Below are 11,123 nucleotides of genomic sequence, written 5' to 3'. Positions count from 1 at the left end.
GGACGGCACGGGGTGCGTGCCCTTCCCGCCCATCACAGCCGTCGCCCCGGGAGGCCGCGCGCGGCGGAGCCCCATTCGCGGGACACGCATCACCTGTCGGGTGACGCCCGTCGCCCACCCGTCGGCCCGCTCCCGGACGGGGAGGGCACCCCGGTGCCGTCCCCGGTGTCGTCCNNTGATCAGCCGGGAGACATGCATCTGCGAGATGCCCAGCTGCTCGGCGATCCGGCTCTGGGTCATGTCGTCGAAGAACCGCATGTACAGGATGGTCCGTTCCCGTTCGGGCAGCGCCGCCAGCCGCGGTGTGACGGCCTCGCGGTCCACCACGGTGTCCAGGGCGGGGTCGGGCGAGCCCAGGAAGTCGCCGAGGGAGTGCCCGTCCTCGCTGCCGGACAGCTCCGCGTCGAGCGAGAGGGCGGTGACGCTCTCCAGCGCCTCGAGGCCGGCCCGTACGTCCTCCTCGGTGAGGTGGGCGTGCTCGGCGATCTCGGCGACGGTGGGGCGGCGGCCCTGGAGGGTCCGGGAGAGGTCCTGGTCGGCGAACCGGACGCGGTCGCGCAGCTCCTGCACCCGGCGCGGGACGCGCATCGTCCCCATGTGGTCGCGGAAGTGCCGCTTGATCTCACCGGTGATGGTGGGGACGGCGTAGCTCTCGAAGGCGCTGCCGCGCTCGGGGTCGTAACGGTCGACCGCCTTGACCAGGCCGAGGGCCGCGATCTGCCGCAGGTCCTCGATGCTCTCGCCGCGCCCGCGGAAGCGGCCGGCGAGCCGTTCGGCCATGGGCAGCCAGGCCCGGACGATCCCGTCGCGCAGGGCGTCGCGCTCCGGTCCGGCCGGAAGCGCGGCGAGCCGGCGGAAGGCCTCGGCGGTGTCGGGGGCGTCGTCATGGGGGTGGCGCCTGGCGCCCGCTCGCGTTCGCATGGTGCCTCGCAACTCCCTCGGAGTGCTCTGGAATGGGCGGTCACCGCGGGGTGCGGGCGCGGTCCGGACCGGGCATGCGCACGGCGGCGCCGGGCGCCGCTCCCACGGACGTGCCTCCGGTCCGAAGCACTGGGACCACACCTGCCCCCGGTCCTCGTCCGCAAACCCCGGCCGTCGGTAAATCCGCGGGCGGCGCGCCCCTGACGTCCCGGTGCCGTCCCGCTGCCTTCCCTCCCCCGCCGTCTCGTCGTCATCCCGCCCGGAAACCCGTGTCGGCTCCCCGTGCACGGGTACGCGGGGGCCACCCCGACGATCTGGAGAGAGACATGCAGCGAGGCAGTGACCGGCTGAGTGTCCACCGTGACGACGAGATGAAGCACGAGTTGCAGGGCCTGCTCAGGTCCGGCCATCCCACACGGACCCAGGAGTGGAACGACCCGGAGCCGACCGCCGAGGACGATCCGGAGGTCTGGGGCGGACCGGCGACGCCGGGCGGCTGGAGGGCGTCCTTGGAGACCGTCCGTCTGGAGCTGGCCAGGCTCCTGGGCCGCGGCTCCTTTCCCGCGGGACCGGGCGAGCTGATCCGCGCCCTGCGCCGCAGGAACGCACCGGACACGCTGATCGAGGCACTGGAGGAGCTGCCGCCCAAGGCGCGCTACGCCAATGTGCAGGAGCTGGCGAGGGAGCTGACGCACACCGCGCGGTCCGCCCGGGAGGACCGCGCATGAGGCCCGTGCCGGCGGGGGCACCGCGGGCGGCGCGTCCTTTCGCACGCCCGAGCCGCACCGCCCCCGCAGGCCCTGCCGGCCCCACCGGGCCACCCGGTCCCGCCGGCGCGGGGGCCGCGCAGAGGTGTCCCGCCGGCGCAGAAGCCGCGAAGAGGCGGAGGAGGACGGTGCGATGGCCGAGTTCGTGAGGGACGTGATGACACCGGGCGTGGTCGCGGTCCGTCCGGCCGCCTCGCTGGTCGAGGCGGCGCAGCTGATGCGGGACCACGAGATCGGCGCCGTCGTGGTGGCCGACGGGCAGGACGTCGTCGGTGTGCTCACCGACCGCGACATCGCGGTGCGGGCCGTGGCCGAGGGCCTGGACCCGCAGGCGGCGAGCGCGGGGGCCGTGTGCACGTCCGACCCGCTCGTCGTCGGGCCGTACGACCGGGTCTCCGCGGCCGTCGCGCTGATGCGCGCGCACGCGGTGCGCCGGCTGCCCGTCGTCGAGGCAGGGATGCCCGTCGGCGTGGTCAGCCTGGGCGACCTGGCCGAGGCGCAGAGCCCCCGGTCCGCGCTCGCCGACATCAGCCGGGCCGCGGCGGACTCCGGGGCCAGGACCACCGCATGAGCGAGGGCCGGGTCCCCGGGCCCGGCCGGGAAGGACGGACGCCGGAGGCCGACCGGCCCGTCGGCACGTGACGACGGGTGACGGGACGACGGGCGGGACGCCCGGGGCGACAGGCGGCGGACGGGCCCACAGGACGGCCGAACGGCAGAACAGCAGGACGACAGGACGGCAGACCGACGAGACGAGAGGACGTCGAGACATCATGCGCATCGCGTTTCTGGCCGCTCCCGAGGGTGTGGAGCAGGTCGAGCTGACCGAACCGTGGCAGGCGGTCGAGGACGCCGGTCACGAGCCCGTGCTCGTGTCGACCCGGCCCGGGAGGATCCAGGCGTTCGACCACCTGGACAAGGCGGACACGTTCCCGGTGGACGCGGTCGTCCGCGAGACGTCCCCGGACTCCTTCGACGCGCTCGTCCTGCCGGGCGGCGTGGCCAACCCCGACTTCCTGCGGCTGGACGAGAAGGCCGTGGCCTTCGCCCGGAGCTTCTTCGACCACGGGCGTCCGGTGGCCGCGATCTGTCACGCGCCGTGGCTGCTGGTCGAGGCGGACGTCGTACGGGGCCGGGAGCTGACCTCGTGGCCGAGCCTGCGGACGGACATCCGCAATGCGGGCGGCACCTGGGTCGACGAGCAGGTGAAGGTCTGCGACAACGGCCCGAACAAGCTGGTCACCAGCCGCAAGCCGGGTGATCTGAAGGCGTTCTGCGAGACGTTCCTGAAGGTGTTCGCCGACCAGGGGACCGGCTGAACGGCGCACCACGGCGCACGGGATCGGCCGGGCGGCCCTGCCCGGCCGGGCCGCCCGGAGCGGTCGCCGGGCAGGGCGCCCGCCGGCGCGCCGCAGGAAGCGCGCCGGCGGACACGACCGGTGGGGGCCCGCCCGCGGTACCGTCCCGGAGCACCTGAAGAGCCCGCGGCGGGCTCTTCAGGTGCGGGGAGCCGCGGACTCCCCGCAGCCGCGTTCCCGGGCTCCTTCGCGGGTGCGGCCCGCGGCGACCGTGCGCCGGGGGTTGCGGCGCAGGTACTCGCCCTCGAGCTGCGCCATGCGCTCGTTGTGGGCCCGCAGCGCGTCGTTCGAGCCGTACAGCAGGGTGTCGTGACGCGTGCGGTGGATCGTCTCCAGTTCCTTCATGAGCTGCTGGTCGTCCAGCTGGTCCGGGGCCACTCCGGTCATGGTCCTGTCCCCCTCGTCGTGTTCGTTCATGCGGTCCGGGTACCCGCCCGGCGTGCACTGCCACCGACCGGTCTCCGGGAGGGCGTCATGGATCTCGCCTTTCTGCACCCGTTGTACGAACACCCGGGTCCCTGGGCCTCCGTGTACGTCGACACCTCCCGGTGGACGGAGGGCTCGGCCCACGAGGCGCGTCCGACGGCCCGGGCGATGGTCCGGGAGCTGTCGCGGCAGGGTGCGGACGCGGCCACCTGCCGGGCGGTGGAGGCCGCGGTCGAGGACCTGCGCCACTTCCCCGACCCGCACGGGCGGGCCCTGTTCGCCCGGGACGGGAACGTCGTGCTCGATCCCCTGCTGGCGCATCCCCCGCCGGGCGGCAGCCGGGCCGTCTGGGCGTCGCTGCCGCGTGTGGGACCGCTGCTGGACCTGATGGGCGAGGACCCGGTCGCGATCGTGGCGTACATCGACCGCCGGGGCGCGGACTTCGAGCTGCGCAGCGCGCTGGGCCGGCAGAAGGCCGCCGCGATGGTGGGGCAGCAGTGGCCCGTCCACCGCACGAGCGGCGCCGGCTGGGACGAGGCGGAGCGGCACTTCCAGCTGAGGGTGGAGAACGTCCTGGAGCACAGCGCGGCGGAGATCGCCGACGCGCTCAGTGTCTGCCAGGAGGAGGCGCAGGCCGATCTGCTGATCCTGATCGGTGACGAGCCGGAGCGGCGCGCGGTGCGCGACCGGCTGCCCAGGCGGCTGCACCACCGTGTGGAGGAGGCCTCCCACGGCGACGCAAGCCGGCTGCCGGACGAGGAGGTGGAGCGGATCCGCGCCGGGCACGTGCGCCGGCGGGTCGAGGCCGCGCTGGACCGTTTCCGGGCGGCCCGGGTCCCGGACGCCGAGGGCCGCCTCGGCGCCGCCGAGGGGGTGCCCGCGCTGGTCGAGGCGGCCCGTGAGCAGCGTCTGGAGCAGCTGCTGATCCACCCGGACGGCCCCGAGAGCCACTGTGTGGTGTGGATCGGCGAGGACCCGGGGCAGACGGCCGTGCACCGCACGGAGCTGAAGATCCTCGGCGAACAGCGCTCCTGGCCGGCCCGTGCCGACGACGCCCTGCTCCGCTCGGCGGTCACCGGCGATGCCACGGCCCTGTCGCTGGCCCCCATGGCCCTGGACGACGAGGGCGTGCCGGCGGGCGGCCTGGGCGCGCTCCTGCGCCGATGACCACTGATGACCGCCGATGACCGCCGATGACGACGGCCCGCGCAGGCCCCGGCCACCAGGGCACGGCCGGGCCCCGGCCACCGGGGGACGCGGCCGCGCGGCTACCGTCGCGCCTGCCCGGCCATGCGGCCCGTGGGATCGGGCTCACCCGCGGGGGCGAGGGGGGTACCGGCCCAGGTCAGGGCCTGCCAGCCGTCGGCGGGCGAACCCTCCAGGGTCACCACGCCGGTGTTCTCGAGGCGGTGCTCGGCGATGAAGGCGGCGTCGAGGTTGTGGGCGCGGCAGGCGGCCCACAGCCGGATGGCGGCGCCATGGCTGACCAGGGCGACGGTGCCGGCGCCGCTCGCGGCGGCCTCCGCGACGACGGCGTCGTAGCGGGCCAGGGCCTCGGCGCCGGTCTCGCCGCCGGGCATGCGCAGCTCCGTGTCACCGGCGGCCCAGGCCAGCACCGTGCGCATGTACGCCTGTCCGCGCTCGGAGTCGCCCGGCTCCATCTCCAGGTCCCCGGCGGACAGCTCGCGGATGCCGTCGCGGACGAGGACGTCGAGCCCGCGGGCGGCGGCCAGCGGCGCGGCGGTGAGCTGGGTGCGGACGAGGGTGGAGGCGTAGAGGAGGTCGATGTCCTCCCCCGCCAGCGCCTTCGGCAGCGCGGCGGCCTGTCGCTCGCCGAGTTCGGTCAGCCCCGGCCCGGGAATGCCCGTGTCCAGCAGGGAGCGCACATTCGACGGAGTCTGGGCGTGACGGACGAGAAGCAGGCGCATGGAGGAACCCTCGGGGCAGGAATCGGCCGCTTCAGGGTAACGGTCCCTGTATGAGCCCGGACATCGACCTCACCGCCCCGGCCTCCGGCGCCCGCTCCGCCCTCCGCCGCCTGCTGGCCCTGGACGGTCGGCTGTTCGAGTTCGCGGCCGAACGCTCCTGGCCCGGTGCCGAACCCGTACTGCCGCGGCTGAGCCGGAGCGCCGACCACGGGGTGCTGTGGTTCGCGGCGGCTGCCGCCATCGCGGCGAGCCGCACCCCGCGGGCCCGCCGCGCCGCGGCCCGCGGTCTGGCCTCCCTGGGCCTGGCCTCGCTGACCATCAACACCCTGGGCAAGCGTTCGGTGCGCCGCCCCCGGCCGGAGCTGGACGCGGTGCCGAACGCGCGCCGGCTCACACGGCAGCCGGTCACCACCTCCTTCCCGTCCGGGCACGCGGCCTCCGCCGCCGCCTTCGCCACCGGCGTCGCCCTGGAGTCCCGGGCCTGGGGTGCGGCGGTGGCGCCGGTCGCCGCGTCGGTCGCGGCCTCCCGCGTCTACACCGGTGTGCACTTCCCCAGCGACGTCCTGGCCGGTGCCGCCCTGGGTGCGGGCGTCGCGTTCGCCGTACGGGGCGTCGTGCCCACCCGTGCCCAGCTGGTCCCGCCGGCCCGCCCCCGCGCCGAGGTTCCGGCGCTGCCCAAAGGCAGGGGCCTGGTGCTCGTCGTCAACAACGAGGCCCGCACCGCCGACCGCGCCCGGGCCCTGTCGAGCGCCCTGCCGGAGGCGGAGATCGTCGAGTGCGCGCCGGAGGACCTTCCGGCCGAGCTGGAGAAGGCCGCGGGCCGTGCGCGGGTGCTCGGGGTGTGCGGCGGCGACGGCACCGTGAACACGGCCGCCGCGGTCGCCCTGCGCCACGGTCTGCCGCTCGCGGTGCTGCCCGGCGGCACGCTCAACCACTTCGCCCACGACCTCGGGGTGGAGGACGTACGGGATCTGTGCCGGGCCCTGGAGAACGGGGAGGGTGTGCGCGTGGACGTGGCCCGCTTCCGGTCCGGGGGCAAGCAGGGCATCTTCCTCAACACGTTCAGTCTGGGCGTGTACCCGGAGCTGGTGCGGGAGCGCGAGCTGTGGGAGGGCCGGATCGGCAGCTGGCCGGCCGGGGTGGTGGCGGCGCTGAAGGTGCTGCGCGCGGACCGTCATCCGCTGCAGGCCGAGTTCCAGGGCCGGCCCCATCCGCTGTGGCTGCTGTTCGCGGGCAACGGCACCTATCACCGCATGGGACTCGCCCCGGGCCGCCGGCTCGACCTGGCCGACGGCGTCCTCGACGTCCGGGTGGTGCACGGGGGCCGCGGGCCGGCCCTGCGTCTGCTGTCGGCCGCTCTCGCGGGCCCGCTCACCCGGTCCCCCGTCCATGCCGCGGTCCAGGTCCACCGTCTCCGGCTGACCGGGCTGTCGCCGGGCACTCTCCTCGCCTACGACGGCGAGGTGACGGAGGGGGAGGACGAGGTGCGGCTGGAGAAGCTGCCGGAGGCGCTGACCGTGTACCGGCCGCTGTCCGACGGCCGGTGAGCCGCCCACCGCGGAACGATTGTCCGCATGACGGAATGCTCATCTCGTCATCCGGTATGCCTGCGTACCGTGTCACGCACTGCTCCCTGGGTTCCCGGGGCGGCAAGGAGGGGTACAGAGGGGGTACAGCCATGCGGAAACACCGGGAGACGGCCGTCTACACCCACGGACACCACGAGTCCGTGCTGCGCTCGCACACCTGGCGCACCGCCGCCAACTCCGCGGCCTATCTGCTCGGCGCGCTCGAGCCCCACATGAGGATCCTCGACATCGGCTGCGGTCCGGGCACCATCACCGCCGATCTCGCCGAACTGGTCCCCGACGGGCACGTCACCGGCGTCGACCTGGCGGAGGGGATCCTGGAGCAGGCCCGGGCCACGGCCGACGCGCGCGGACTGACCAACGTCGACTTCGCGGTGGCGGACGTGCACGCCCTGGACCACCCGGACGACACCTTCTGCGTCGTCCACGCCCACCAGGTGCTGCAGCACGTGGGCGACCCCGTGCGGGCGCTGCGCGAGATGCGCCGGGTGACGAGACCCGGCGGGTACGTCGCCGTCCGCGACGTCGACTACGCGGCGATGACCTGGTACCCGCAGGTGCCCGGCCTGGACGACTGGCTGGACCTGTACCGGCGGGTGGCCCGGGCCGCCGGCGGCGAGCCGGACGCGGGCCGCCGGCTGCGGTCCTGGGCGCTGGCGGCGGGCTTCACCGACATCACGGCCACCTCCGGCACCTGGACCTATGCCACCGACGCCGAACGGGAGTGGTGGAGCGGACTGTGGGCCGACCGCACCCTGGCGTCGCCCTACGCCGAGTACGCCGTCGCGGGCGGCCATGCGACCGAGGAGCAGCTGCGCGCCATCGCGCGGGCGTGGCGGGAGTGGGGCAAAAGGCACGACGGCTGGTTCGCCGTCCTGCACGGGGAGATTCTGTGCCGCAAGGAGGCCTGACGAAGAAGTCCGGCAAGGACGCCCGAGGGCACGCCCGATTCCGGACGCCGATCCGGGCGTGCCCCGGACGTCACTTCCGGGGAAGCAGCGGGCCCAGCGGCCCGAGGTCCAGGTTCAGGTCCTCGGGCCGCAGCCCGTAGCGGTCGCGCAGCTCGGCCATGCGGTCCTCCAGGAGCATCAGCGTGAGCCCGATCCGCTCCTCCTGCTCCTCGCTCAGGTCCCCCACGTCGAAACGGCGCAGCGCCTGCCGCTCCATGAGCTGACGCAGCAGCTCCACCACGGTGAGCACGAGTTTCACGAGGTCGCGCTCCACCGTGTCGGGGTCCAGGTCCATGCGCCTGCGCGGGGTCATGGCTGCTCCTCGAGGTGCTCGAAGGGGGACGGCACCTGTGCGTTCACCGAGCTGATCAGCGCGTTCAGGTCGATGCGGACGAGATCCACGTCCGCGATGCGCAGGGTGATGTCCCCGGTGATGACCACACCGCCGGCCAGCAGCCGGTCGAGCAGGTCGACCAGGGCGATCTCACGGCGTTCGACGACCGTCATGCCTTCTTCCCCGGCTCTTCCCGTGCTCCCGGCTCCCCCGGCTTCTCCGGTTCCCCGGGCACGTCCTGCCCGACCGGTTCCCCGGGCTCCTCCGGCGTCTCCCCGGTGAAGGAGTACGCCGCCCAGGGCCCGGTGAGTTCCACGCGCAGCCCGGGGACGTCGTCCTTCGCACGGTCCACGAGTTCCACGAACTTCTCGGAGGCGCGGCGCGTGACCAGGTAGGAGGCGTTGAGCACATTGCGCCCCTCCACACCGGAGAGGGCGGGATTCTGCGGCGTGTGCAGCCGGGAGTCCTCCGCGAAGGCGGCCAGTTTCCCGTGCAGCCGGGTCGCGAAGGTCTCCGCCTTCTGCCACATGTCCTCGCTCGCCCGTGTCTGCTGCCGCCGCTGCCGCAGATACTCCCGGCCCGACGCGGCCTTCGGCACGGGCTGCGCGGCCGGCGCGGGCTGCTCGGACCGCTCGGGCTCCATGTAGACCTTCACGCCCCACTCGACGCGCCCCTCCAGCCGGTCCAGGGTGGCGCGGAAGTGGTCCTCGCGGGCCTCGATCATGGAACGTACGCCGCTGTCGTCCCGGAAGACGGTGGCGAGCCTGAGCGGCAGCGGTGTGGTGACGACGGTGAGCGCGTCGACCACCCCCTGGTGGGCGCGGGCGGTGGCGGCCAGCCAGTCGAGGTCCTCCAGATGGGCACGGAGGGGCTCCTCGGCGAAATCCCGCTCCGGCACCTCGCTGACGACGGCGACCAGGCCGTGGTGGTGCAGCGGCTTGGCCGGGGCTCCCGCCACTCCGGTCAGCTGCACCTGCAGGGGCGCCTCGAGGGGGCGGCAGACGGCGTAGACGTACCGGAGTCCGCTCATGGTGCCTCCTTGCGGGCGCGGTCCTGGTCCAGCCGGCGCTGCTCGGGGCGCTCCCGCTCCAGCTCCAGTTCCTCCAGGCGTGCCAGCCGCTCGCGCAGCTCGGCGTTCTCCCGGGCGAGTTCGTCACGGCGGGCGCGGGAGGAGAGCGCCGGGTCGCTCTCCCACCAGTCGATGCCCATCTCCTTGGCCTTGTCCACCGAGGCGACGACGAGCCGGAGTTTGATGGTGAGCAGTTCGATGTCGAGCAGGTTGATCCGGATGTCGCCCGCGATGACGATTCCCTTGTCGAGGACTCGCTCGAGGATGTCGGCGAGGTTGGCGCCGCTGCTCGGACCGTACGAGTCGGGCAGCCGGCTCGGGGTCGTCATCGGCGGCTCCTGCTCCCGGCGTACTCGCCCTCTTCTTCCTCTTCGGGCTCCTCTTCTTCGGGCTCCTCCTCGTACTCGCCCTCCGGCTCCTCCTCTTCCTCTTCCTCCTCGTACTCGTCCTCGGGCTCTTCGGGCTCCTCGTCCTCGTACTCGTCCTCGGGCTCCTCCTCATCGCCCTCGGGCTCCTCCTCGCCTTCCTCCTCCTCGTACTCGCCCTCCTCCTCGTCCTCGGGCTCCTCTTCCTCGTCGGCGGCTTCCCGCCCCTCGGGCTCCTCGGACTCCTCCTCGGCGCCCTCCTGCTCCTTCTGCTCCTCCTCCGCGACCGCATCCTCGTGGCTGCGGACGACCTCGCCCTCGCGGATCTCGCCGCGCCAGGCGTCCTCGGCCTCCGCCTTGAGGGTGATGAAGCGGGCGAAGTTCTTCAGGTCGAGCCGGGCACGGCGGCCCTGGGCGCGCCAGATGTTGCCGGTCTTCTCGAAGAACCCGCTGGGGTAGTACTCCATGACCAGCAGAACCCGGGTGAGGTTCTTCTCCAGCCGGTGGAAGGAGACGACCCCCTTGGTGGTTCCCTTGGCGCCCTCCGAGGTCCACTGGATGCGGTAGTCGGGCACCTGCTCGACGGTGTGCGCCTTCCAGCTGCGGCTGGACCACCACACCTTCAGCTGCCAGTCGGAGGTGGTGTCGTCGGCCTTGCTCGCGGACTTGACGCCCTTGGCGAAGGTGCTGAAGTCCTGGAACTGGGTCCACTGGTCGTAGGCGGTGCGCAGCGGTACGCCGACGTCGATGGACTCGATGATGACGGTGGGCTTGTTGCCCCCGCGCTTCTTGCGCTTGCTCTTGCCGCCGAGGTTCAGCGCTCCCATGACGTTCTCCTTGGCGCGGGAGGCTCCCATCTCCAGGGCGGTGCGCAGCGGTCCCTTGCCCTCGGCCAGCTTGCGGCCGGCGTCGAGGGCGAGCTTGCCGAAGCCGGGGCTCTTGCCCTCGGCGATGTCGGTCAGTTTGCCGGTGGCCTCGCCGAGCTTGCGGCCGGTGCCGGCCAGCAGCCGTTCGGCCTGGGCGGCGAGGTAGTCCTTCACCTCCGCCTTGAGCCGGTCGGCGGCCTCGCTGTGGGCGAGGTCGGTCAGCGGGTTGTCCTCGGTCGCCTTGCCCGCCGCCTTGCCGGCGGCGGACGCCGCGGTTTTGAGGGTTTCGGTCATCGGTCACCGCCACCCTTCGACGGCCGGGAGCGGGCGGCGCGGGTCGCGTCGCCGACCGCGGCCTTCTTCTTCGCCGTCTTCTTGGCAGGGGCCTTCTTCGCGGCCTTCTTGGCCGGCGGGCCCGCGGGCGCCTTCTTGGCGGTCTTCTTGGCCGGGGGTTTCTTCGCCGCCGCCTTCTTCGCCGCGGTCCTCCGGGCCGGTTCGTCCCCGGGCTCCTCGGGCTCCTCCGCCTCCTCCTCGGGCTCGTCCGCCTCCC

The 11,123-nt window shown here is 73.7% G+C and carries 13 protein-coding genes and 2 pseudogenes; 6 read left to right on the top strand and 9 right to left on the bottom strand.

The genetic code is table 11. From position 1 onward, the window contains the following. Positions 1–177: 177 nt before the first annotated feature. Positions 178–921: pseudogene (locus CCN35_RS00180) on the bottom strand (SigB/SigF/SigG family RNA polymerase sigma factor); the annotation flags it as partial. A gap of 326 nt (positions 922–1,247) precedes the next feature. Between CCN35_RS00180 and CCN35_RS00175 the strand changes: the two are divergent. The 3 genes from CCN35_RS00175 to CCN35_RS00165 all read left to right on the top strand — a co-directional run bounded on the left by CCN35_RS00175 (position 1,248) and on the right by CCN35_RS00165 (position 3,007). Further along, the gene (locus CCN35_RS00175; protein WP_067388945.1) at positions 1,248–1,649 is read left to right on the top strand and encodes a DUF2795 domain-containing protein; all 402 of its coding nucleotides are present in this window, start codon (positions 1,248–1,250) and stop codon (positions 1,647–1,649) included. 172 nt (positions 1,650–1,821) lie between these two features. Beyond that, positions 1,822–2,259 carry a CBS domain-containing protein gene (locus tag CCN35_RS00170; protein ID WP_067388947.1) on the top strand — a complete coding sequence of 146 codons (438 nt, stop codon included), beginning with the start codon at positions 1,822–1,824 and terminating at the stop codon, positions 2,257–2,259. 202 nt (positions 2,260–2,461) lie between these two features. Beyond that, positions 2,462–3,007 (top strand): type 1 glutamine amidotransferase domain-containing protein, encoded by a 546-nt coding sequence (locus CCN35_RS00165; protein ID WP_086791051.1) that lies wholly within the window; start codon positions 2,462–2,464, stop codon positions 3,005–3,007. A gap of 177 nt (positions 3,008–3,184) precedes the next feature. Here CCN35_RS00165 and CCN35_RS00155 read toward each other — a convergent pair whose 3' ends face one another. Next, positions 3,185–3,463, bottom strand: coding sequence for a DUF6158 family protein (locus CCN35_RS00155; RefSeq protein WP_067389218.1), 279 nt, complete (start codon positions 3,461–3,463; stop codon positions 3,185–3,187). Between the two features lie 57 nt (positions 3,464–3,520). Between CCN35_RS00155 and CCN35_RS00150 the strand changes: the two genes are divergently transcribed. Continuing rightward, positions 3,521–4,639: a baeRF2 domain-containing protein gene (locus CCN35_RS00150; RefSeq protein WP_067388950.1), complete on the top strand. Its 1,119-nt coding sequence runs from the start codon at positions 3,521–3,523 to the stop codon at positions 4,637–4,639. Between the two features lie 101 nt (positions 4,640–4,740). On the opposite strand, the gene CCN35_RS00145 is transcribed toward CCN35_RS00150, so the two are convergent. Beyond that, positions 4,741–5,400, bottom strand: coding sequence for a histidine phosphatase family protein (locus CCN35_RS00145; protein ID WP_067388952.1), 660 nt, complete (start codon positions 5,398–5,400; stop codon positions 4,741–4,743). A gap of 50 nt (positions 5,401–5,450) precedes the next feature. Here CCN35_RS00145 and CCN35_RS00140 point away from each other — a divergent pair, with 50 nt between their 5' ends. After that, positions 5,451–6,947, top strand: coding sequence for a bifunctional phosphatase PAP2/diacylglycerol kinase family protein (locus tag CCN35_RS00140; protein ID WP_086791047.1), 1,497 nt, complete (start codon positions 5,451–5,453; stop codon positions 6,945–6,947). Positions 6,948–7,078: 131 nt separating this feature from the next. Continuing rightward, positions 7,079–7,900 (top strand): class I SAM-dependent methyltransferase, encoded by an 822-nt coding sequence (locus CCN35_RS00135; RefSeq protein WP_067388957.1) that lies wholly within the window; start codon positions 7,079–7,081, stop codon positions 7,898–7,900. A 70-nt stretch (positions 7,901–7,970) separates the two neighbouring features. Here CCN35_RS00135 and CCN35_RS00130 read toward each other — a convergent pair whose 3' ends face one another. From CCN35_RS00130 to CCN35_RS28225, 6 genes and pseudogenes are all read right to left on the bottom strand, one after another. Then, positions 7,971–8,252, bottom strand: coding sequence for a gas vesicle protein K (locus CCN35_RS00130; protein ID WP_067388959.1), 282 nt, complete (start codon positions 8,250–8,252; stop codon positions 7,971–7,973). Next, entirely contained in the window at positions 8,249–8,446 is a 198-nt protein-coding gene (locus CCN35_RS00125; protein ID WP_067388961.1) for a gas vesicle protein, read from the bottom strand. The genes CCN35_RS00130 and CCN35_RS00125 overlap by 4 nt, the downstream gene beginning before the upstream one ends. After that, positions 8,443–9,303 (bottom strand): GvpL/GvpF family gas vesicle protein, encoded by an 861-nt coding sequence (locus CCN35_RS00120; RefSeq protein ID WP_067388963.1) that lies wholly within the window; start codon positions 9,301–9,303, stop codon positions 8,443–8,445. Before CCN35_RS00120 ends, CCN35_RS00125 begins: the two co-directional genes overlap by 4 nt. Then, entirely contained in the window at positions 9,300–9,671 is a 372-nt protein-coding gene (locus CCN35_RS00115; RefSeq protein WP_067388965.1) for a gas vesicle protein, read from the bottom strand. The genes CCN35_RS00120 and CCN35_RS00115 overlap by 4 nt, the downstream gene beginning before the upstream one ends. Beyond that, positions 9,668–10,867: an SRPBCC family protein gene (locus CCN35_RS00110; RefSeq protein WP_086791045.1), complete on the bottom strand. Its 1,200-nt coding sequence runs from the start codon at positions 10,865–10,867 to the stop codon at positions 9,668–9,670. The genes CCN35_RS00115 and CCN35_RS00110 overlap by 4 nt, the downstream gene beginning before the upstream one ends. Next, a pseudogene (locus tag CCN35_RS28225) lies at positions 10,864–11,123 on the bottom strand (histone protein); the annotation flags it as partial. The pseudogene CCN35_RS28225 and the gene CCN35_RS00110, both read right to left, overlap by 4 nt.

Source organism: Streptomyces thermovulgaris (assembly GCF_002155915.1).
GTDB lineage: Bacteria > Actinomycetota > Actinomycetes > Streptomycetales > Streptomycetaceae > Streptomyces > Streptomyces thermovulgaris.
The sequence above is the reverse complement of the archived record's forward strand: the minus strand, read 5'-3'. Positions and strand labels throughout refer to the sequence as shown.